The 20,818-nt window shown below is 53.4% G+C and carries 22 protein-coding genes; 13 read left to right on the forward strand and 9 right to left on the reverse strand.

The window, feature by feature from the left end:
* Positions 1–177 precede the first annotated feature (177 nt).
* The 3 genes from BM022_RS15265 to BM022_RS13365 all read left to right on the forward strand — a co-directional run bounded on the left by BM022_RS15265 (position 178) and on the right by BM022_RS13365 (position 3,066).
* A complete protein-coding gene (locus BM022_RS15265) occupies positions 178–423 on the forward strand; it encodes a hypothetical protein (protein ID WP_143079586.1) in 246 nt (81 codons plus the stop codon).
* Between the two features lie 100 nt (positions 424–523).
* Entirely contained in the window at positions 524–736 is a 213-nt protein-coding gene (locus tag BM022_RS13360) for a hypothetical protein (protein ID WP_091140090.1), read from the forward strand.
* Between the two features lie 1,235 nt (positions 737–1,971).
* Complete coding sequence (locus tag BM022_RS13365; RefSeq protein ID WP_091140092.1) at positions 1,972–3,066, forward strand: ADP-ribosylglycohydrolase family protein; 1,095 nt, start codon at positions 1,972–1,974, stop codon at positions 3,064–3,066.
* A gap of 78 nt (positions 3,067–3,144) precedes the next feature.
* On the opposite strand, the gene BM022_RS13370 is transcribed toward BM022_RS13365, so the two are convergent.
* The 3 genes from BM022_RS13370 to BM022_RS13385 form a co-directional block, all read right to left on the reverse strand.
* Positions 3,145–4,407: an ATP-grasp domain-containing protein gene (locus BM022_RS13370; RefSeq protein WP_091140094.1), complete on the reverse strand. Its 1,263-nt coding sequence runs from the start codon at positions 4,405–4,407 to the stop codon at positions 3,145–3,147.
* 463 nt (positions 4,408–4,870) lie between these two features.
* Positions 4,871–5,665 (reverse strand): PEP-CTERM sorting domain-containing protein, encoded by a 795-nt coding sequence (locus BM022_RS13375; RefSeq protein ID WP_091140095.1) that lies wholly within the window; start codon positions 5,663–5,665, stop codon positions 4,871–4,873.
* 946 nt (positions 5,666–6,611) lie between these two features.
* A complete protein-coding gene (locus tag BM022_RS13385) occupies positions 6,612–7,361 on the reverse strand; it encodes a Crp/Fnr family transcriptional regulator (protein ID WP_091140098.1) in 750 nt (249 codons plus the stop codon).
* Between the two features lie 447 nt (positions 7,362–7,808).
* Between BM022_RS13385 and BM022_RS13390 the strand changes: the two genes are divergently transcribed.
* A complete protein-coding gene (locus BM022_RS13390; protein ID WP_143079587.1) occupies positions 7,809–8,075 on the forward strand; it encodes a SinR family protein in 267 nt (88 codons plus the stop codon).
* 1,103 nt (positions 8,076–9,178) lie between these two features.
* On the opposite strand, the gene BM022_RS13400 is transcribed toward BM022_RS13390, so the two are convergent.
* Complete coding sequence (locus BM022_RS13400) at positions 9,179–9,376, reverse strand: hypothetical protein (RefSeq protein WP_091140103.1); 198 nt, start codon at positions 9,374–9,376, stop codon at positions 9,179–9,181.
* A 492-nt stretch (positions 9,377–9,868) separates the two neighbouring features.
* On the reverse strand, positions 9,869–10,279 hold the full coding sequence (locus BM022_RS13405; RefSeq protein WP_256209180.1) for a nitrosocyanin: 411 nt from the start codon (positions 10,277–10,279) through the stop codon (positions 9,869–9,871).
* A 755-nt stretch (positions 10,280–11,034) separates the two neighbouring features.
* On the opposite strand from BM022_RS13405, the gene BM022_RS13410 reads away from it, so the two are divergent.
* From BM022_RS13410 to BM022_RS13430, 6 genes are all read left to right on the forward strand, one after another.
* Positions 11,035–11,547: an N-acyl amino acid synthase FeeM domain-containing protein gene (locus BM022_RS13410; protein ID WP_091140106.1), complete on the forward strand. Its 513-nt coding sequence runs from the start codon at positions 11,035–11,037 to the stop codon at positions 11,545–11,547.
* Between the two features lie 72 nt (positions 11,548–11,619).
* Positions 11,620–11,874 (forward strand): thermonuclease family protein, encoded by a 255-nt coding sequence (locus BM022_RS16140; RefSeq protein WP_256209181.1) that lies wholly within the window; start codon positions 11,620–11,622, stop codon positions 11,872–11,874.
* 32 nt (positions 11,875–11,906) lie between these two features.
* On the forward strand, positions 11,907–12,128 hold the full coding sequence (locus tag BM022_RS16145; RefSeq protein WP_256209182.1) for a thermonuclease family protein: 222 nt from the start codon (positions 11,907–11,909) through the stop codon (positions 12,126–12,128).
* 115 nt (positions 12,129–12,243) lie between these two features.
* A complete protein-coding gene (locus tag BM022_RS13420) occupies positions 12,244–12,570 on the forward strand; it encodes a hypothetical protein (protein ID WP_091140108.1) in 327 nt (108 codons plus the stop codon).
* Positions 12,571–12,704: 134 nt separating this feature from the next.
* Positions 12,705–13,007, forward strand: coding sequence for a hypothetical protein (locus BM022_RS13425; protein ID WP_091140110.1), 303 nt, complete (start codon positions 12,705–12,707; stop codon positions 13,005–13,007).
* Positions 13,008–13,356: 349 nt separating this feature from the next.
* Positions 13,357–13,542: a CsbD family protein gene (locus BM022_RS13430; RefSeq protein WP_091140111.1), complete on the forward strand. Its 186-nt coding sequence runs from the start codon at positions 13,357–13,359 to the stop codon at positions 13,540–13,542.
* A 541-nt stretch (positions 13,543–14,083) separates the two neighbouring features.
* Here BM022_RS13430 and BM022_RS13435 read toward each other — a convergent pair.
* A complete protein-coding gene (locus BM022_RS13435) occupies positions 14,084–14,299 on the reverse strand; it encodes a hypothetical protein (protein ID WP_091140113.1) in 216 nt (71 codons plus the stop codon).
* A 1,814-nt stretch (positions 14,300–16,113) separates the two neighbouring features.
* On the opposite strand from BM022_RS13435, the gene BM022_RS13445 reads away from it, so the two are divergent.
* Complete coding sequence (locus tag BM022_RS13445) at positions 16,114–16,845, forward strand: Npun_F0296 family exosortase-dependent surface protein (protein ID WP_091140116.1); 732 nt, start codon at positions 16,114–16,116, stop codon at positions 16,843–16,845.
* A 588-nt stretch (positions 16,846–17,433) separates the two neighbouring features.
* Here the strand turns inward: BM022_RS13445 and BM022_RS13450 are convergent.
* Together BM022_RS13450 and BM022_RS13455 are read right to left on the reverse strand one after the other, a co-directional pair.
* The gene (locus BM022_RS13450; protein ID WP_091140117.1) at positions 17,434–17,649 is read right to left on the reverse strand and encodes an anthrone oxygenase family protein; all 216 of its coding nucleotides are present in this window, start codon (positions 17,647–17,649) and stop codon (positions 17,434–17,436) included.
* Between the two features lie 161 nt (positions 17,650–17,810).
* A complete protein-coding gene (locus BM022_RS13455; RefSeq protein WP_177191734.1) occupies positions 17,811–19,103 on the reverse strand; it encodes an outer membrane beta-barrel protein in 1,293 nt (430 codons plus the stop codon).
* A 325-nt stretch (positions 19,104–19,428) separates the two neighbouring features.
* On the opposite strand from BM022_RS13455, the gene BM022_RS13460 reads away from it, so the two are divergent.
* Positions 19,429–19,608 (forward strand): hypothetical protein, encoded by a 180-nt coding sequence (locus BM022_RS13460; RefSeq protein WP_091140120.1) that lies wholly within the window; start codon positions 19,429–19,431, stop codon positions 19,606–19,608.
* A gap of 202 nt (positions 19,609–19,810) precedes the next feature.
* Here BM022_RS13460 and BM022_RS13465 read toward each other — a convergent pair whose 3' ends face one another.
* The gene (locus tag BM022_RS13465; RefSeq protein WP_091140122.1) at positions 19,811–20,251 is read right to left on the reverse strand and encodes an anthrone oxygenase family protein; all 441 of its coding nucleotides are present in this window, start codon (positions 20,249–20,251) and stop codon (positions 19,811–19,813) included.
* A gap of 354 nt (positions 20,252–20,605) precedes the next feature.
* Here BM022_RS13465 and BM022_RS13470 point away from each other — a divergent pair, with 354 nt between their 5' ends.
* Positions 20,606–20,797, forward strand: coding sequence for a hypothetical protein (locus BM022_RS13470; RefSeq protein WP_091140123.1), 192 nt, complete (start codon positions 20,606–20,608; stop codon positions 20,795–20,797).
* The last annotated feature ends 21 nt before the right edge of the window (positions 20,798–20,818 follow it).

The following is a 20,818-nucleotide window of genomic DNA, read 5'->3' on the forward strand; positions in this document are numbered from 1 at the left end:
TCTATTATTCGATTTCCTTATCTGATTAATTCATATCCAAGTGGCATTTTTCGACCGAAAAACGCAGCGAGCGCAGGTAAAATGGTTAAAAGGGGCCGAATTGATATGGAGCGCATAAAAATTCTGCAATAAACCATCGGTACAATCCGGAGCCTGTATCCATTACAGGAGGTCTCCATGTCTCAGTATGCTGTTTACATACGAACCAAAGAAGGCGCCATCGAGCGCACGCAGAATGTCATCTGCGGTTTTCCCCATATTTCGCAAGCCCAATATGGTTCCCTCGCGCCGTATGTCCACGAGGAGCCGCTCAAGGGCTTCCCCGAGTCCGTCGTACTTTGGGCCAGGAGTATCGGACCTACAGTGGGTATCGCCCCGCTCGGCGCTCGTGCGAATCTCGGCGACCACATCCCAGCGGCATAGCGCGGAATCCGACGGCATTTCCGCCGAGCGCCGAGTGAACAGGCTGATCGCGCTCCCTGGCATAATCGCAACTTAGCTCGTTATCGCAGGAGTCAAGCAAATGACGAATTTTGTTTACTATCTACGCAATATGGACGGTTGTATCGAACGCCTGAGTAACGTGATCGCCATCGGTCCCACCGGTCTGCTCGGCGGTTATAAACACGAAGAGCAGATCACCGGTTTTCCCGAACCAACCGTGTTCTGGGCCTCGAACGAGGGCTCCACTGTGGGCGTGGCGCCGCTTGGCTCTTATCCTCCAGGCGCAGGTTAGGGGGAAGCGAAGCCAGGCTATCGCCCAACTCGTAGGCGTGCCACTCTTCATGCCGCTGGCGAAAACAGCTGGTAATTGATGGCAGTGACGAGCAACCCGCCAGTGTCAGCCGCAGTTAATGGCAGGAGAATAGATTACGGGAATAGAAAGTTGAACGAACACTGATGCCGGCCCGTTGCCCGCGTGGTCGATCGAGAAATTCCGACTCTTATTCGCCTTAAGATAGTAGGGCATTGATCCGACTCTGGGTAATGCACTCGATCTTCATAAACGCCAGTACACCAGCGTCCCGACGAGTACCAAGTTCATCAGACAGCGTTGTCCGGGCTAGGCAACGGCCGATCACACCCGGCAGAGGTAGGACCCGGAGTTGTATTTGCTTTCTCGGGAGCCGAGGAGGCGAAATTTCCCTGTCCGGTAGTCAGCCTCCCATTGATACCTCGGGACCCTTTACTTTCCGCCTATTTTGCGTTGAACCAGAGCAAACCCGGCTTCAGCGTTTTTCCTCGAGCTTCCACTTCCGCTACCCACTTCCGGCTCCTTGCAGGCATTCGAATACTCCTCAGCCACCCGCGGATGATCCAACTTTCAAAATAGGGCCCCGGGGAGGATCGATAATGGCTATTGATGGGTGTTAATGGTGGTATTAGACCCATACTGAGGGCGCCGTGCCAATGTGATGCGAAAACCACGCTCCTCTCGCACTCGATTGCGGTGAAGTCCAGCTAATGATGGGCACGGGTGCTTCTTCTCCCTAAAGGCCCACCTGGTTTTGCAGCATGAATGAGGAGGATAGCCATGCGGAAATGCGCAGCGGAACACTTCCTGGCAAGCTCAAACGGGAACGAATACGCCGCCGGTCTTATCGAATAGGAGGTGAAGGGGGATGGATATCTTCGATCAAGTCGCGTGATTCAATGTGTGATCGCGAAGCGCCGATAGCTGGAACTTCGTTCGCAACAGGATTTGGAATTGATTCAGCCCACGGGCGACGTGGGCAAAATCCTAAATCGGGATGCGGATTGGGCCGTGCATACTATGCTGCAATGATCGTCTGCGGCATTAAGGGATAGGGTGCGGGCGATGTACCAAGCGAGAATGTGCCAGCAAGGGCGTCCTTCCGGTTTCCTTTAGTCCAGGATGCCCCAAAAACCGAAGAGCCACTACTAAGAATACTTCGAGCCTGAAAAAGATTTATCCAGATAATCGAGATTAACCAAGAGGAGGATCAGAACATGTCCGACCCCGCGATACAGGACCGCGCTGCGGGGGCCATCATGGGCGCCTTTATCGGCGATGCCTTAGGCCTTGGCCCCCACTGGTACTATGACCTGGCCGCTCTCCGCCGCGACTACGGCGACTGGATCACGACCTATGCCGATCCCAAGCCTGGCCGCTACCATAGCGGTCTCAAGGCGGGTCAACTCTCCCAGAATGGGGTCATTCTCCGGCTCATGCTGCGCTCGCTCATCGAGCGCGGCAGTTATGATGAGGCTGATTTCTGCCGGCGCATGGATGAGGAAATCTTCCCGTCGCTCAATGGCATGCCCGTGAACGGACCAGGTGGATACACCCAGCAATCGATTCGCGACGCCTGGCGCAAGCGTGTCCAGCAGAACCTGCCCTGGGGCCAAACGGGGGGGCAGGCAGATACCACCGAGGCGATAGCGCGCACCCTCGCCCTCGCGGTCCGCTACGCCTTCCAGCCGCAGGAACTGGCAGCCGCCATCTCCAGCAATACACGGCTTACCCAGATCGACGATACCGTGGTTACCCTGACTGTCGCGTACGGGGCGGTGCTGGGTCTTCTGGTGCAGGGACACAAACTCAACAGGAGCCTTTCCGGCAAGCTCTTGCGATTGGCAAAGGCGGGAAAGCTGCCTTTCCATACAATGGCGCATACCGACCTGCAGCCGCCGCAGGAGGACCACCCGCGTGAAGGCGGACATTTCGTCTCCCCGGACGCCCTGCTCACGCCCTCGTATGTCGCCGCAGCCGCGGTGGACCCGGATGTACGGATAGAGCCCGCATGGAAAGTTTCCATCGTCTACGGGATGACCTGCGCCATTTATCATCAGCTTCCCGCAGCCTATCATCTGACGGCCCGCTTTCCGAACGATTTTGAATCGGCTGTGCTCCAAGCCGTAAATGGCGGCGGGGAAAACCAGGCGCGCGCAATGTTGACCGGTGCGCTCGTCGGCGCTCAAACCGGGCTATCGGGAATACCCCCGCGCTTCCTCGACGGCCTGGACGACGGCGAAACGCTCCAGGAGTATGCGATGAACCTGGCCTTGAAAGTGGACGCTTCAACAACCGGCGGGGAGAGCTGAAAACCGGAAAACCCGCGAACCGGACGAACCCCAGAAAACGGACCACCAACGGAGGCGCCGCAATCGGCGTGGCGTCTCTTAGCTCTTATCCTCCAGGCGCACTGTGGAGGGAAGCGTTCTCATGCCGTCGCCCAGCTCGTTGGCATGCCCTTCTCCATGCCGCCTGCGGAAGCGACTGGGGAAGTGATGGCGATCGCACTTGAAAAACTCGCGCAGCTTCTTTGGCAGCAAAAACCGGTATACGGTACGCATGAGCAAAACGATCCGCGCCAAGATTCGGTATTGAACGATCGCATACAGGAAATTTCCAGGAAGATATCTCCATACCTGATAGCGATTCAACACCAGTTCGGTCAACGACAACCGGAGATAGTGGGATATGAGAAGCGGGTTCGAATACTGGGAGTTGAACGTGTACGAATGCTTCACGCTATTACGTGTGGCGAAATGCCGGGAAATGATTACCGCCCAGTCTTCGCCCAGGTATCGGGAGTGATCGATCCATAGATTGGGCCTCATATCGGCCTCGAAATAGTAGCGCTTGCCGTCTTGCACGGAATGTATGCAACCAATGCTCGCGAAACCGTGTGCCCCCAGCGCCTTGCCGAGCAAACGCAGCTCATCGAATACCTGTTTTTCCAGGGAGGCAAGCTGGCGATACAACCGGACCGAAGTGGGTCCGAATCTATATTTTGATTTTTCCGGAACCGAATAGGCAAAATGCACCAATTCCCCGTTGCGGTAGAAAGCCTCCAGGGCTACCTCGGCGCCTGCCATTTTCCGCTGCACCAGAACCGGATACCGCATCAGCGTTTTTCCCAAAGCTTCCACGTCAGCCCCGCCCAAGCATTCGAACACTCCCAGGCCACCCGCGGACGAGTCGAGCTTCACCAGGACAGGATAGCCTATCGTACGCGCCGAGGTGTTCAGTTCCTCTTCATCGCGGGCGATACGGTAATCCGGCGTACTGATTCCGTTTTCATTCAACGCAAGCGACAAGCCGATTTTCGAAAAAATATGGCCGAAGTTTTTCCCCGACAGGACCGGCAGCAGGCGCAATTTCTGTTCATCGGACAAGTCCGAGTTTAATATCATCCCAAGCGTGGCGTCGTCCCCGACAACAACCAGCGTATATTTTTTTTTTATTTTTTCCGCCGCTGTTTCAACCAGCAGATCGCGTTTCTTCGCCAGTACATAATCCCGCATTGCGCCACTTTTCCTGAACGCGGTACTGTTGGATATCACATCTACCGTAAATCCGGCACGGACCAGCAACCCGAACGTCACCTCCATCACCTCAGGCCAATAGCCGCCTATCAGTAAAGCCTCGAGCTTGTCCATTAAAGACTGACCTCCTGCGCATCGGCAAACAATCAAGGCGAGCAGTAGATCATCATCTGTGTGCAATTTGTAGCTGTAAGATGTTACAGGCTGATGCTCTGCCTGGCCCCGACCAATCTCGCGAAGCATTTAAACGCGGAATCAAGGCTGAACCGCGAGCTACATTCCCTACCTCATCACTGCCGGGAAAGTATTATGACCAGCACGATTACAGGCCCATGCCTGCCATAGGGGTATTGCCTGCTGGGAGTGGTCGCCGGACCCTGTGGGCCGGAATCATCCCACGTCGTCATTCCTACCCACAGGAGGCGTGGGAGAACATACAGGGGGATAAAAACAGCAATATTCGGAGACTCAGGCGATGATTATTTGAAGATACTGCTCGTCGGGGCGAGAAAAAATGGCCTTGTTAACTGGGAACCAGGGCCCTGGCACGGGTCCCCAGTCTGGTGTATGGTTCAGTCTAGTCCAGGTTCAGCGCCCGCTCAGCCAGCTTCAGCTCACGTTTATCCGAAAGTTCCGTTTCATATAGAGGCTGTGGGCAGGGCCACTTGATAGCCTCCTTTGCACGGATCGCTTCGAGCCGAGCTCGCTCGCTTTCACGGCGGCGAGCCATGATAAGGCCCCACACCCCGAAAACAACCAGCGCAATGGTGGTCGGTTCAGGCACGGCGTTAACCTCCGCTGGTGCCGCGGATGGATCAAACAATGCCTTGTTCGTTAATCCGTTGTTGCCGGTATTAAGGTACCCGCTCGCCGCCAGATCCGCATAAGAGTTAGTCTTCCATCCTTTTATCGCCCAGCTTCCCCCTTGTATGCTTAACTGGAAGGGATTCCCGTTATACAAAAAATTTTCTACCAGAAAAAAACCATTGAACACCCCATTGTTGAACTGGATCGCCGGTCCCCCGGAAACGCCTGCATCGCCGAATTGGAATTCCAATGGCTTGCTGCCAAACATGAGGTCAAAAACCACGCCATTGGAGGCACCTCCGGCAGATGCCAGGGGAACGTTAACGAAACCTGTTCCGCTTCCCGGTACGAGATTGGCGTCGAATAATACATGTCCACTCACGCTGCCCGCCGCGCAACCGCTGCATGTGTTGGTTCGCTGCAACCCCAGGCTGCTCCCGAGGCTCATGACGTTTGAGATACCGCCCGAAAAATCGGCGGTGGTGTAAATAGGAACCGCGTGGGCAGGCGATATCGAAGCGAAAATGATGGCACAAGCACCCGCCAGGCTGGCTAATCTGTTCATTTTTCCTCCATGAATCCGTCAAAGTGAACCGTCAGGAAGGCATCATACTTATGCCAGCAGCGGTGGCTATTGGACGCAGGTACACCTTGTACCAGGGTACAAGTACTCGCGCTCACTTGGCTGAAAACAGGCGGATATTCGAAGCTGAAGGCGAATGGGAACGCGCCGCGTCCACGTAAGACTCGGGCAAAGCCCGAGTGGTCAGGTTTTTAAGCCCGGTAGCGCGATTTCAAGCGGAGCGGCGGAGGCACTGACATGGCCGCGTCAGAACGAAGTAGCGAGGGATAGCGAGGATGTCGGATATCTTTACACTCACAGGAATTATTTTTTGGACGAAATTTTTTTTATTTTAGTTTCCGCAACTTAGGCATGCTTACGGAGCGAGCACGGTTCTTGCTTATAGATAATTGAGTCCCGAACGGCTGACGAGTACCCACAAAATCGAAAACGGGACCCGGGAAAATAGCGGCTGGCAAGTCTGGCCGATAAAAATAAAACCACCCACTTGAACAACCCGCTTCGGCGGGTTTTCTTTTATATGGCCAGCGTTCGGATAGGATAGGACGGGTTGAGGAATTCGTAGAAGTAGCGGATTACGCGCCAGGGGGAACAAACCACGAGCTAGCCACCGGCGCGCAGCAATAGGATCAGCAGCATCTCAACTCCGACGAAAGGTTTCAAGGTTTCGCCTTTTCACGCGTTGATTGCGTGAGGCGTCCGAGAGCTTTGATCCTATCAATTGGCAGCCCAATCGACTTGGCGACCTGGCGACCTGGACTTCAGTCCAATAGGCAGGGTTGATAAATTCCGTAAGATAGATGCTGCGGAACGTCAACGCAACCCTGCAAGCGTACGCTCCGCCCCGGCCACGCGCGTCAACATTACGTCGCGTTGCGTTGCATGGCCGGGCCCTGACACCCCGCGGTTGTCGTGGAGGGCAGTTGTATTACGCCGCGACCGCTCTCACCACCTTCACTACACTAGCCGCTGGCTTGGTCTGCAACAACCGCTGGTATATTTGTTTAACCACGGCGTACCCATCACCAACCCGCTCCTCCAGGGCTGCCCGGTCTAGTATGGTGATGTGGCCGCGGCGATACTCGATGGCGCCGGCCGCCTGCAGCGCTTGCGCCGCCTGGGTCACGCTTTCGCGGCGCACCCCAAGCATCGCGGCTACCAGTTCATGTGTCATGGGCAGGGACGGCGATGCGAGGCGGTCCTGGCTCATCAGCAAGAACCGGCATAGTTGCTGTTCCACGGTGTGCCTATGATCCACGGCGCATTGTTCAGTCTGAAACAGCAGCGCCTGGCTGAAGCGCAATAATAATTGCTGCAGGACGCCCCCGGCCTCGAATTCCTTTTTCAGCACGCCGGCCTTTATGCGATAACTGTAGCCGGGGCTTTGCACGGTGACCGTGGCCGGGGTGCTTTCCGAACCTAATAGCAGCGCGGTCCCGGTGACCCCTTCGTTCCCGACCATCGAGACCTGCCTGGAAATTCCGGATTCCAGTTCATACATGCGGGCCATAATACAGGTCGTGGGAAAATAGAGCTGACTTATCCGAGTGTTGGGTTCATATATCACCTGACCCAACGACAGATCCACCAATTCCAAATAAGGCAGTAAGCGGGCATACTCTTCCGCAGGCAGGGCCGCTAAAAGCTGGTTTTGCTTCGGGCTGTGCAATATCGACATAGCTCCTCCTTGTGGGACTTGATTAGCGATCAGAAAAGTTTCATTCACAGACTTATGGATTTAAGTCTGTCTAAGTCGTTATACAGCAAAATTCGTGCCAGAACTTTTTTCTTTAAAGAACATATAGCTGTGCTTAGTGACCAAGCTCATCGGTCACCAATAGCCGACGTAATCTCCGCCCCTTGACGCAACTCTTTGAAATATACCCTTTATTTATGTCGCTACTTCGCGACAGAAGAGCCCCAACTAGTACAAGTGTCGCGCCATGTGCCCCATATTATGAAATAGCAGGGCATGACAAGCAGGCTGTCCCCGGCTTACGGAGCCCGTAGCAACCCCAGGTTAAAGGAATGGCAAGACATACCGTTATATTAAAGTTAGCGTGGCCGGTACGGAAGCGAATTCCAGCATATTTTCCTTAAACCCAGACTTGGAGAAGGAGAACGTATGTCACTGTATTGTATAGGATACGAGCTCGTAGACCGGAGTGGCATGTATGCCACACTTGTAGGGGAAATTGAAACCTACGAAACATGGTGGCATTGCCTGGACTCAACCTGGATCATTGCTTCCCCTAAAACGGCGGATCAGGTAAAGGATCATCTTCAACAATACATCGGCCTAAATGACAAGCTCGTAGTGGTTGAAATTGCCGGCGATGCCGCCTGGGTTGGTTTTGACAAGGAATGCTCGGATTGGCCAACCAACATCTGAGCAACATCTGAGAAGGCGTGTGCTAGCGACCGCCGAGTTTCCCCAAGCGATCCATCGCTTCCCCGTTAATAACATTCCGGTCGTTCCGCGCAGCCATAACCCCACTATTGTCCGGAAACCTTTGTCTGGAAGGGGTTTTACGACCAGCAGAATCGCAGCCACGCTGTTAGTCCGTTATGATATGCCGCCACGGCAGCCCAATAGGAATATGCGGTATTACACGATGCTCCGGGTGATCCTGCTCTGCTGTCGTCCGCGCTCCTCGGCGATGCTTTTCGATGTAACCGCTCAGCGGCGGTCCAACCAACATCGTTCCTCGTGATAACGAGGGATACCGCACGGAACAATTTCCGGGTATCTATTTAGAATCGCCCTCTAATAAGATCAAAAAAAGGAGGTACTTACAACCGGACGCGGTGGAAATGCCTGTATACATCCTTTACATACGCAGAACCGACGGTTCGATTTCGCGTTACGAAAACTTCCGTTTCAAGGGGTTCGAAGGGGACGCGATGTATATCTATGAAGAGACTCTTGTGGGCTGGCCCGAGTCGAAGGTGTTTTGGCAGCACAAGGACGGCTATAGTGCAGGTCTAGCCCCAACCGAAACGAATCTGTTCTCTTAAAACCCAGGGAGACGTTCGCGTATCATCCTGGGACGACGAATCTCCGTTCCTGCCCCATGAGTGGGTGACCATGGAGCGCACGATTCGCCCAATGCACTTAATCCGCTAATCCGCTAGTTTGCTAGTCCGCTACGTTCTATTCGTAGTCCGGACCATCAATAAACGTCGGAAACTGCTTTCGCGTTGGCGTTGGCGTTGGTATAGATACCCTCCCGGGGACGCAAGGAGGTGTAACAACACGCCCCCGGACTCCTGCATCATTGCGCAAAGCCTTCTCCGGTCGGCACGGGCCGACCGAGCGCGGGACTCTCCACGCAAGAATGGAATCCACGCTTAGCGAGCCTGGGTCGCACCCGTCTCATCCTCGACACCCTCAACACTTATGATTGATTTGCTCCGGCGGAGCACATTAACATTACGTGCTGGCGAACCGAAGCCGGAATCGTTGAGGATTGTTACCCTTTGGCTACGTGATGCTCAGATGCCGCGCTGCCGGGAATAGACAGATTTGCTTGAGCCCTGCCTGGAAGCTTTTAGTGGAGCGGACATATCCGCTTCCCAGGTGCGTCTGACTTTTGGAGCGCGTTTTAAGATTTTGTTCGTGCTTTCCTCCAGCCACTTATCAAATTCTTCCGCCTCATACCCCAATACATCAATATTTCTGAGCTTCTTCATCGCAAATTCCTATTGAAAAAGAGTTTGTCAAAAATACGGACCGGCTTCCTGAACCAGACAAGGGAACCAACCCAGGTAACCGGACGCATATGTAGCGTGTCCTTGAGGAATACCACGAAAAAACTTTATCTCATCCAAATACATGAGATATGTGCGCTATCCAACTTAACAGTTCACAAAGAGTTTTTATCTCGGGATATTTCGAACCAGGCTCGGAAGGGAAAGAAGAGAAAAGCAAAAAATCCACAAGAGAAGGGGGCGAGATAGCAGGCAATATCCCGAGTGCTTACTTAGCGGCACCGCAGGGACGCAAGGCCGGTATGCCATTATGCCATCATGCCATCATGCCATCATGCCAATAGGAAATTCGGTTACGGAAAAATAAATACCGCCCCGAAATAAAAAAACCCGCCTGCCGGCGGGTTTGATGAGGATCGGCGAGAGAATTTCTCGGACCAATCTATTACTCCGTCATGTTCTTTGTAATCCCGCTTACTCCACAACGTTCAAGGAGCCGGGCAGGTGGATATTCTTGGGATGGAGTTGGCACCATATGGTAAACGCACCGGACTTGTCTGCCTTCAGCGTAATAGTCTTGGTTTCGCCCGCCTTCAGAACTTCCTTGACGCCATACTCATCAATGGAAAATCCCTCGCTAATGGGAGATTTGTTTTCGACTGTAATCTTTACCGTTGTCCCTTTCTTGACAGTCAAGGCTTCCGGCTCGTTGAGAACATTAAAGGCGCGAATGTTCTTCACCGTCACCCCTTCGACGTTGAGCTCAGGAATGTTAGTGTCATAAGCATTGATAACCACCTTGAGTTTCTGTTCCGCTGCCTGCACGGTTCCAGCCAACAGCAACCCCAAAGCAGCACCTAGAATCGTTTTGTTTATTTTCATCATTTTCCCCTGTTAAGTTGACGTTTTAATGAAATAGCATCTGCGGATCAATACTCTAGATGGGATAATCACGGATGTCAATCGTCAACCTACCAAACATACGGTTGAGCTATCGTTTTGTAACAAATCCGTCCAGACCATGATCTCATATCTCTATGATATTTCCCCATGACCGCATTTTGCTTCTATTGAGCATAATGTAAACTTTCCCCATGTCTTCATCACCCATGTATCCCGGGGCTTCAAACCGTATCGAACCGTCCGCCGGCCGATGTTACGCCAGGCAGCGGCAGCGCAGCGGGTAGGTACCAGACTGTTGCGCACATAGTTCCACGCATCCGATATGCCTTGGGCGCGATCTCCGCCCCACCTTCCGCATGCGCATTGGTTAAACGCCGAGCGCCCCCCCGTCACGTAAAATTTTACGGCAGTATACCCGCGCTGGCTTCGTAAGTATTGTGATCGAGCCGTAAATCGCATTTAAGCTGCCGGCTTCACAACTCCGCGGGCCGCTTAGACGAGACTGGAATACTCGAGACCGGGTCCGGTGGTCAGTGTGGACTATGGCTCGAACAGAACACCCGCTGGATAATCGAAGCAGAAGAATAAATAGAGAGAGAAAAAGACGAAATGGCTGCGTTAAAAACAAAGGGAACGGCCCACCGCGCGCGGGCCGAGGTAAAAGGGGATGAACAACCGGGAGAAATACGTTGCACCTACTTCGCACAGCCGATATCGAGCCTCACGGTATCCAATGCATGAAAGCTGTATTCGGACCCTATACGGTAGCTATCGGCAAGTCTCTTGCTCCGTCACGCGCCCTGATCGCAGATCGGTATTGGCGTAAAGGCTATACTCCGAACCACATATTGACGAGCCACGGCGCGGTAATAGACGTGCTGCTGGATGGGAATGTGGTTGGCACAGTCCTGGTGACACTGGATTCGCCGCGGGGGTTGAGCGCGGACGAAGGATATTCCGCAGAACTCGACTCGATACGGGGCGCGGGGCATAAACTTGCCGAGTTATCGCGGTTTGCCATTCTCCCCGCCCAGACGACCCGATCCGTGATGGCCGCCATGTTCCACTTTGTTTATTACTACACCTACCTGCTCAATGACGTCACCGATCTGGTGTGCGAAGTCATCCCGCGTCATGCGGCCGCCCAGAAACGCATTCTGGGTTTTCAGCAAATTGCCGGACCGAGGCGCTGTAACCGTGTAGGGGCAGAAGCGGCTGTACTGCTGCATAGGACGCTGGAATGGCTGTAATACTGTAATAAGCGCTCAAACGAATGCGGCGTGACGATTGCCCAGACAGATGGGCGGTGATATAACAACCTGATGCGCCGTGTTATCCCTGCTCTCGTGCTGGTCACGTATGCCATGCTGTCTGGCAGTATCTTCGCCGAGCCAAACAGCAAGGTGGTCCACGCCCAGGTATTGCAGATCGTTGATGGCGACTCGGTTACAGTCTCGATGGATGGCGAGCTGGAAAGGGTACGCCTGGCGGATATCGACGCGCCCGAACACGACCAGCCTCCATCGACTCAAGACAGTCCCTGTTTGACTTATGCCTGTGGGTCCACGCCGAATTGACCTCGATCAGTCGGGACCATTATGGACGCACCATGGCCAGGGTCAAGTGCAACGGCGTGGATGTCAACGCGGAGCAGGTACGGCGCGGTCTGGCTTGGGTAAAAGACCAATCCGCAAAAGACAGGACGCTCTCCAAGTTGCAGAACGAAGCCCGTTCCGCGAGGCGGGGTTTATGGTCGCGTGAATCGCCCGTCCCGCCTTGGGAATGGCACCCGTTCCATAATTACCAGCCGACCGAAGATCCTTACCAATAACCCATGTTGGCCATCAGAGATATAATAGCTAAGGGGCCACTAAGGGGGCCACTAAGGGGGCCACTGAGGGGGCTTACGCCATTCTTTAATACTCATTACATGGGAGAGAAATATCTTGAAGGGCTCTGCTTTCGCTTTGGTCTGCATGCTGGCGCTTGCATCGTGTGCAACCAAAACCGCGGCGCTGCGGGAAGGTCTGACAAAGGCAGAAGTTTTGAATGCTATCGGAAACCCAGATGGTTTTCACCGCAGCGGCGACTACGAAGCGCTGAATTATGTAGACCGCCAAATCAACGGGTGGCTGTTTACCAGCGGGTTGAATGTGGAACGGGTCGATTATTCCGTGATCCTCAAAAATGACCGCGTGGTTCAGTATGGCCAGGGAAGAATAATGGATCGCAGTTCGGGGGAGCCACCTTTCGTGCTGCTTCGCCAGCGATGATGGCGAGCCCGTGCACATGTATGTTGGCACCTGTACCTTGGCACCTGTACATTAACTGTTCTGATCGGTAACTGATCCGCTAGCCCAGTAAAACAATAGTCGAGCAATAAAATAACAATAAAAAGAGACAAATCGTGAAATCAGCCAAATTAGCTCCATTCGCCCTTCTCGCAATACTTGTTTCCGCAATTGTCCAGGCGGAGCCGCCGCATCTTCGGGATCGGCAAACTGGAAAATACCTCGGCAACCTCAGCTCCAACCCTTACGACGCAAACTCGGTCAGTAACCCGTACGGCAGGTATGGCAGCGAGTATTCCGCGGACAGCATCAATAATCCGTACGGGAAATACGGCAGTCAGTACAGCAACGACAGCCCGAACAATCCGTACGCGACGAATCCGCCGGCGATCCATAGCGGCGATGGAAGCCGCTATTAGGAAGAACGGTGTGTTACTGTGAAGGTAAACACGGTCTCAACGAAGAGGGGGACTAGAAACAAGCCGTCTATATACATCAATTTGCCCCGCCCCCTCCGGCGGACTATATTGCGCCGGTCCTCATCCTCCCCAACCTTAACGTAGCGCTACTCTCCCGCGGTTATTCATCATTAAGTTATTTTACCCAATGTGACTCAACGCACAGTATGAGCCGCGCCATTATATTAATCTGGCAACACTTGCCGTTTATGCTCCTGCGACCGCTGACCGATCATAAGTTTGTTGATTGGCGCGGACACAGAGAGGCAAGCAACATTGACACTCTTATTTTCTGCAAAGGAGATTGATCATGAACAAAGATCAGGTAAAAGGAGCCGCCAAAGATATCGCCGGAAAGATCCAGGAAGGGGCCGGCGAACTGACCGGGGATAGAGAGCAGGAAGCCAAGGGCCTAGCGAAACAGGTCGAGGGGAAAACCCAAAAGAAGGTCGGTGATGCAAAAGAAACTGTCAAAGATGCGATCGACAATCTTTAAAAGCAGGACCGTGATCCCCTCAAACCCGCTCCGGCGGGTTTTTTTTGGGGTGAAAAAAGTGCTTTCCAGGGTTGGACGAGACCTTGGGCGGTTTTTTCATTATATTGCCCCTAATTAAAAAGGGGAGAATCTAAAAATCTGTTACTATGTCGATGCGGGCGTATTTACCCCCAACCCGCCCCGGCCTAGTGCCCTCTTGGCCGGGTTTTCCTTTCTGCGGTTCCATTATTCGCGACGAAAATGGCGGCGGCGCTGGAGTAGGAAGAAAAACTCACAAAAAAAAACATGAAGGCAACTGCCATCAAGCATTGTCCTCCTGACTCCCGATCAAGCTATTCCAACCGGTTCATCTCAAAGCAACGATGCGTACCCCGTCCGGGGTTATCATTCGCGCGCTTCTGAGCTGCCGCCCCGGGAATGGGACCCTGATCCGGAACTGCTTCCGTCACTTTTGTGGCTTTGACCGCCGGCCTTGACATCCTGCGGATGCATACCGCCATGACTGCTTTTGCCGCCTTTGCGGTTGATATCCTACACGGGCTCACGGTCCCGGCTTGCGGCTTCCCCGCTTGCGCCCCGCCGCGCGCGGAGCCGGTGTTGGTATGTTGTTGCCAAGCAAGGAAGACAGCAGAATGCCATCAGCGTAGCTCAGGTTGCGCGCACTGGCGGATATGCCCGAGGTGCGCATCTCGACCGGTGCGTGGGTATCGCCGATATAGCGGCTGCGCACCTGGATTGCATCCTCCGGGTTCGCCATGCTGATCGTATTGTCGATCCTTTCCCGCGTAATGCTTTCCGTGGTCTGGGGCAGCCGGTATCATTCCATCTCGGTTTGCTTCGCGGGCGCTTCACCTTTCCCTCAATCGTCAGTTCCGGCATTTTAACTACCGGCTCGTGACGCGTCAGCTTCAGGGCAGCGGTTCGTACGGCGACAGGCGGTGCATCGATATTCAGCAAAGCTCCTTGCACGGGAGCGACAGTACGCGGCTTATCGGTGTCGGACAAAACCGATTTGGTTTTCTCATCTTTTACTACTCCCTCCGAGTTCACTGGCAGCAACCGGGGGAAAATATCCAGAGACTAACCAAGGCAAGTGAGGCGAGTTTTGGCTTCATGCCGACCTTCATATATCGATAACGCTCCAGCAATGTCTTTACCAGGCCTGCTTGAGAAGTGCCTTTCGGCTCGACTTCGAGCGCGGAATAAATTGCTGATTCTCGACTTGATGACCGATCCCGAGCCTGTGGTCGCCACCTCTATAGTCGCGGATGGCGTCGGGGAAATATCTTTAACTGGAAGCGGGGAATACTACCCAAACGCGCGAGCGCAGTCACAGCATTCTTGAGATCAGGCGTGGGCGAGAATAATCTTTTGAGTCCGTGCAGGAATGCGGCACGTTGTCGCAAGCACGTAACATTAATACGGCATCCTTATGGACTGGGCCACGGCGATGGCAATCGAGATCCGCCGCACAAGATCCCACGCACGGTAGCAAATTCGTCTCATATCGATACCGCTGATGCGCTTGCGACCGCGCCAAAATGGCAACATCTTGAAGGCGCCGTTCCCCATGGCGGCAGACGGCCGGGTGGAACAAATGAGAAGCGGCGGTGGAATAAAGTGTGTCTTAAGAGCGGTAGCGTACATAACATGGCATCCCGGAAAAGGCAATATTCGCCTCGTTGTGTTCCCTCCAGGCGAACTTTGCCTGGCCTGGCCTGGGCTGGCGCCTTTCAGTGCCCGCCCGGCCTTTTTGATAATGACGAGGTTTATGAAAAAACGCAGATACGCTGATATATACGGGTATAGCCCGGACGAGTTTGATAGATGGCTCGAAAAAGCCAGCATCAACTCGCTTAAATGTTCCGCGAAAAAACCTTTGCACGAATTCGACCGGGATTCTGTTTTCTCCGCATACAACGATGGGTTGCGGAAAGCTCCCCGGCTACGGATGCGCACGCTGGCCGGGCAATAATATTGCATCGTGGTAAATCGAGGGCTATTGCTCGCCCACTGAATAGCGCCTGACTGCCGGGTACGTAGTTCCGGTTCACCTCGTTCCTATACGGCGACCGGGTGCGTCTTTGGCTATTGAAACCGTCCGGCCCAGCGTTTTTCGTATCCGCCTCCCCGCCCCTTTTCCTTTTTGGCCTGAACGCGCGGTTCCGCAAAACCCGACAAAATGCTTTTCGGTTTGCGGCGGAGCCTCTCGCCGCATGAGAAACGCATCCCTCCACCGGATTCCGTCTGGCCTCGCGTCGTAACCCCTGCGCTGCCGATTAAGCCTGCAACAATCAATACTCGGGATCTCCAGATTTAACCCGCCACTCGTGCAGTTTTTTCATCTTCCCTTTCAATTTGCCCACCCCCAGCATCTTTTCCCGTCTACTCTCCAGAATGTCGAAAAAATTTTCAAGGCAATGAAAAATATCGCTTAACTAGTATCCTAAGTTGCTGATTATGATTGGATTTAAGATAAGGCATGATAATTGCTTGTAGTATCATGTAGTCATAAAAATACTTGTTATGAGAATAACGTTACAACTTTTTTAGATAAGGACTAGGATTTCGATGGAACATGCAAAGACTGTATTTGTCGTCGCCCGGCTGGTTTTTATTCTGAGCATCTCTGCAGCATCGTCGGCTTCGATAGCCGCTACGACGCTCAGCGCCACAATAGGCGGCACGCCCATCGTTGCAGGCACCTATGTCGATTTTGACAGCCTCGCCCCGACCGGCGGTACGACTGACGAAGGCGTTACCGTATCTTATAGCGGCATAGGAGCCGGCACCATTGCCGTTCCCAACGTAGTGGGCAAATATGCGGCACCATATATCTCGGGAGGCAACGGCACGTTGTTTGGAAACACCCAGGCCGACGGTCGCGGCGTCACTCCATACCTGAGCACCGGTATCGGACAGGTCACACTGCAGCTGGATCAATACCACAACTATTTTGGCCTGTTGTGGGGCTCAGTGGACGACTACAACACATTGTCCTTTTATGATGGGGCTACGTTGCTGTTCAGTTATACCGGCCTGGATGTCGACCAGCTGGCTAAAGGAAACCAGGGCGCTGGCGGCACGTTTTACGTAAATATCAACTCGGATACGGGGTTTAACAGGGTCGTCGCCTCGAGTACCCGATACGGGTTCGAATTTGATAACGTTGCGCTGGATGCGAACCTTGTGCCACCGGCGGAGGTATTGCCAATTCCGGAACCCCATACTTACGTCATGCTTTTGGCAGGGCTTGTCCTGGTCGGCAGAATAGCCGCGCGTCACCACAGAGCGAGCGCGTAAATAGCGAAAAGGCTAAGCAGTCATTGGGGGGGCTGTCTCTTTGTCCCGTGATTGCCCAAAGACCCTGTTAACCGCTAGTCCGGTGCAAGTCTTTGGGGCGCAGCACCAGATCGGCGCCGGGCTTACCTCAACCCGTATCTTTTTTTCTGGCAAGCCTCTCAGGAAGTCGAGGAGCTGCGTGCTGTCGATGGCGACGAGCCGCTAAGAAAAGCTCCGCAACAAGCGAGAGCTCATCTGCGACGTATCAAGATCGACACTTACCTTGGAATGGGGTTTTCCAACCTGATTGCTTTTTTTGTCAGCACCCGTCTTCGGATACTCGGCTGGATCGCAACGGGTGTAATGGCGCTTGCGGTACTGGGGATGGGGATAACTTCGCTACTGTAAAAGTATCCATTGCCGCTGGCCCACCCTGATCCGCTTGTTGGGAGAGTAGGCGCAGCGTGCCGCTCGTTAAGTTCCGCGAAGGTCTGGAAATACGGACTTTTGTCCGGCGAACGAGGAAGGACAGAGGTGTCGGCAGCACTGGAAAAATCGGCGCCGGCGACGCGCCCAAACAACTATGCTTCGTTCGAGTTCATGCGCGGGTTAGGCTTTAAGTAGCTCAATAACGTAGATTCCAGACGCCAACAAACCCGGCGTGGTCCGCACAGCGTGGAGTTTTCCCCACTTTTCGAGCAGTGCTCGGGTTTCGCCCGACGCAAGGTCGCGTCCGGGAATCAGAAGCTGATGGTTCGTTGGCATGAGTACAAGAAATGTGAATGGCACGGCCAAGCCAATAAGCACCGCCCCAATTAACCACATGAAGCTTCCTCGTGCATATCCTCGATCAGAAGATTACAACTATTTTCGGCCACCCCATCATCCAGCGGTTTGCGATCTCGATCCCCGGTCTGCCCCGACTCTAATATCCCGCATTTAGTCCGGATATGTCCAGGTTGTATTTGGAACAATACCGCGACAAACTAGAACTGCACGTATGCGTTGATGCCGACCATGACTTGGTTATTGTTACCATTAAAGGGGCGACCCTCGCCCGAAAACCAGTCATAGCGCACTTCCGGACGAAAGGTGATATTCGGGTGCGGAGTGTAGTTCACTCCACCCGTCACAGAGAAGAAGTCGCCCGCAAACGCGCCACGGTTGGGATTTCCTCTGAATTCAGAGCCGCTTACTCGTGTACCGTCTGCATCGCGAAACCACTCAAATCGAAAGCCAGCTTTTACTGTTTTGTGTAGCGTATAGTTGAGGTATTGATCCACCCCGTACCATGAAGCAGCAGTTCCATTCACGTTCCCGTTTGCCTGAGACGAAAAGTGCTGGTGAAGAGTGAACTCAAGCTTCTCCAGAGGACGTAGGGTAACGATTGCGCTATATCTTGTCCGGTTACCAAACACTCCTGGAATTATCGTGGGCTCTTGTCCCGTAATAACTGCCAGCGAGCCCGTGAAGAATTGATCGGTCGTAGCGTATTTCACTCCGCCAAGAAACGCCGGATTATCATTCTGCCGGTCCAATGAGTCCCAGCCGTTCACTACACCCGCTCGAACAGAGAGCTGCGGGCTGATATTCGCCGTAGCAAGACCACCCCAATGCGTGAATGGACCAGCAAACTGGTACGAATAAGACTTCGAATAAAAGAAATTGCCCGCAGCGGGTACACCCTCGTAACCGATTATCGTGTAGAAGTGTCCCAACTTAACTGAAACGGTCTTGTTGCCGATTTCAGCATACATTTGCGGAAGCGCGAAACCATGTAATTGTTGGTTCCATTTTGGCGCGCCGCTCTCGGTACGTTCAAGTCCATTGCTTTGTGCAAGAAAGAAATCGTTACCGAATAGGACATCAACCCTGCCACCCAGATCGATGCTTTTTGTATCTTTCAAAGTTTTTTCAGCAATGAAATAGAGCTGGTTCAGCTGAGGCTGATTACGATCGACCTCGTTATATGGGCCATTAAAATGGGAACTTGGGGTTGAGCCATTATAAACGTAGCCTCCGCTGACCCACCCTCTTAGAGAAATCGGCCAGCCTTGAGGGAAGACATGTTTGACGTCCTCCTCGCCTTTAGGCACGTGTTCAGGGAAGAGATGTTTGCCTCCCGAACCTTCAGGGAAGAGACGTTTGATTCCCATACCCAGGGCAGCCGCCGCTGGAGCCATGTCTGAGGGCGACGCGGAAGACTTGGGAGCCATGGGAGGCGGTACCGCGCCATTATCCGCCCACACGTAATTTACCCCGCAGATCAGCCAGGACATTGCGCACGCGCCCAATCCGAATTTACACTTTTTCATGTATCCCCCTATTTGAAAATCGATCCGACTAGTGCTGCTCGTGACACTCTCGTTACCGAGAAGCGGCGCTGACGTTTTAAGTATGCAGAGGCAAACGAAGAGCAAAGTGCGAGCAAGGAGGCGAAGTTATTGCCAGCTAAACGCTCGGACCACACCCTTCGAGTAATTGCACCGCTGGGGGGCACCACTGGGCGTACATGGCCAGTTCAGGAACATTGTAGGATAGGAGTAATGTGTGACTGTTCGGTAACGTACAGATAAAAAATCAGACTCTTGCTTGCGCATACCGATGCGATTCGCTCAAGACGTAATTGCCGTTCCCATTATGGCAGTCATGATGCTTCCGGCTGCAAAACCTAACGTAACGGGACAGTTTGTTGTCAGCACCTGTCTTCGGATACTCGACTGGATCGCAACCGGTGTAATGGCGCTTGCGATACTGGGGATGGGGATAACTTCACTACTGTAAAAGTATCATTAAAGCCGCTGGCCCATTCTGATCTGCTTGTTGTGAGAGTAGGCGCAGCGTGCCGCTCGTTAAGTTCTGCGAAGGTCTGGAAATGCGGGCTTTCGTCCGGCGAACGAGGAAGGACAGAGGTGTCGGCAGCACTGGAAAAATCGGCGCCGGCGACGCGCCCAAACAACTATGCTTCGTTCGAGTTCATGCGCGGTTAGGCTTTAAGCAGCTCAATAACGTAGATTCCAGATGCCAACAAACCCAGCACGGTCCGCACAGCGTGGAGTTTTCCCCACTTTTCGAGCAGTGCTCGGGTTTCGCCCGACGCAAGGTCGCGTCCGGGAATCAGAAGCTGATGGTTCGTCGGCATGATTACAAGAAATGTGAATGGCACGACCAAGCCAATAAGCACTGCCCCAATAACCCACATAATGCCGCCATCGAGCAACCAGGCGGACACCCCGGCACTGAAACTCAGGATAGCCAGTGGAGCTTGCATCATTGTTGCCCGTTTGTAGCTGGGCGCCCAAACCGTAACCGCAGTCTTCGTATCGCAGTCCATCCGTGCCGGGTGCTCAACAAGATTGATGTAGAGCGCGGCACCGGCAAAAACGGTACAGCAAAAAACAGCGACGAATTGCGCGGCGTGCAACATCTCAACACCTGTTCATAATTGGTGGCATAACAAACCTGGCATCACCCCCGTGGCGGCCCTTACCCTACATAAATAACTAATGCGAAGGGGCAAATGAACGTAATTCTCTGATTGCGGAATTCTTGGCAAACGCGGGCGCATTTCACAACCTTTTAAGGAAGACCTGCTAGAACACTAGTACAGATGCGAGATAGTCACATCTGGCAAGAAGGAAAATGTCGTGCTTCAGTTAGCTCGCGTACATTATTCGATTATGAAATTTGCGAATATCAGAGACGGGGCATGCCTGCTGACTACTCATCTGCGCTTCCGGGTTAGTGGACGGCCTCCTAGCGGTTTATATAGGGGATTCCAATGAAAAAATCAAAAGGTATTGATGCGTTGGGATACAAGGCAAAAGAATTCGATAAATGGCTGGAAAAAAGAACCAACAAAATTCTTAAGCGCGCGCTCAAAATGCAACGGCTGGCTAAAGAGGAATTACCTGCCTGGATCAACAGTTCCGAACGTCTTGCGCTGGACGAGAGTTTCCAAACGCGCCATTAAACTCGACATAGCCGGGCTCAT

Source organism: Nitrosospira sp. Nsp14, assembly GCF_900113575.1.
Lineage (GTDB): Bacteria > Pseudomonadota > Gammaproteobacteria > Burkholderiales > Nitrosomonadaceae > Nitrosospira.

Coding starts and splice junctions, on each gene's coding strand:
- BM022_RS13445 (WP_091140116.1), top strand. CDS start 16,114: ATGGAACATGCAAAGACTGTATTTGTCGTCGCCCGGCTGGTTTTTATT.
- BM022_RS16145 (WP_256209182.1), top strand. CDS start 11,907: ATGGCCAGGGTCAAGTGCAACGGCGTGGATGTCAACGCGGAGCAGGTA.
- BM022_RS13460 (WP_091140120.1), top strand. CDS start 19,429: ATGCGATTCGCTCAAGACGTAATTGCCGTTCCCATTATGGCAGTCATG.
- BM022_RS13405 (WP_256209180.1), bottom strand. CDS start 10,279: ATGATGAAAATAAACAAAACGATTCTAGGTGCTGCTTTGGGGTTGCTG.
- BM022_RS13410 (WP_091140106.1), top strand. CDS start 11,035: ATGAAAGCTGTATTCGGACCCTATACGGTAGCTATCGGCAAGTCTCTT.
- BM022_RS13360 (WP_091140090.1), top strand. CDS start 524: ATGACGAATTTTGTTTACTATCTACGCAATATGGACGGTTGTATCGAA.
- BM022_RS13450 (WP_091140117.1), bottom strand. CDS start 17,649: ATGTGGTTAATTGGGGCGGTGCTTATTGGCTTGGCCGTGCCATTCACA.
- BM022_RS13390 (WP_143079587.1), top strand. CDS start 7,809: ATGTCACTGTATTGTATAGGATACGAGCTCGTAGACCGGAGTGGCATG.
- BM022_RS13370 (WP_091140094.1), bottom strand. CDS start 4,407: ATGGACAAGCTCGAGGCTTTACTGATAGGCGGCTATTGGCCTGAGGTG.
- BM022_RS16140 (WP_256209181.1), top strand. CDS start 11,620: ATGCGCCGTGTTATCCCTGCTCTCGTGCTGGTCACGTATGCCATGCTG.
- BM022_RS13385 (WP_091140098.1), bottom strand. CDS start 7,361: ATGTCGATATTGCACAGCCCGAAGCAAAACCAGCTTTTAGCGGCCCTG.
- BM022_RS13400 (WP_091140103.1), bottom strand. CDS start 9,376: ATGAAGAAGCTCAGAAATATTGATGTATTGGGGTATGAGGCGGAAGAA.
- BM022_RS13375 (WP_091140095.1), bottom strand. CDS start 5,665: ATGAACAGATTAGCCAGCCTGGCGGGTGCTTGTGCCATCATTTTCGCT.
- BM022_RS13465 (WP_091140122.1), bottom strand. CDS start 20,251: ATGTTGCACGCCGCGCAATTCGTCGCTGTTTTTTGCTGTACCGTTTTT.
- BM022_RS13455 (WP_177191734.1), bottom strand. CDS start 19,103: ATGTCCTGGCTGATCTGCGGGGTAAATTACGTGTGGGCGGATAATGGC.
- BM022_RS13470 (WP_091140123.1), top strand. CDS start 20,606: ATGAAAAAATCAAAAGGTATTGATGCGTTGGGATACAAGGCAAAAGAA.
- BM022_RS13430 (WP_091140111.1), top strand. CDS start 13,357: ATGAACAAAGATCAGGTAAAAGGAGCCGCCAAAGATATCGCCGGAAAG.
- BM022_RS13365 (WP_091140092.1), top strand. CDS start 1,972: ATGTCCGACCCCGCGATACAGGACCGCGCTGCGGGGGCCATCATGGGC.
- BM022_RS15265 (WP_143079586.1), top strand. CDS start 178: ATGTCTCAGTATGCTGTTTACATACGAACCAAAGAAGGCGCCATCGAG.
- BM022_RS13435 (WP_091140113.1), bottom strand. CDS start 14,299: ATGGCGAACCCGGAGGATGCAATCCAGGTGCGCAGCCGCTATATCGGC.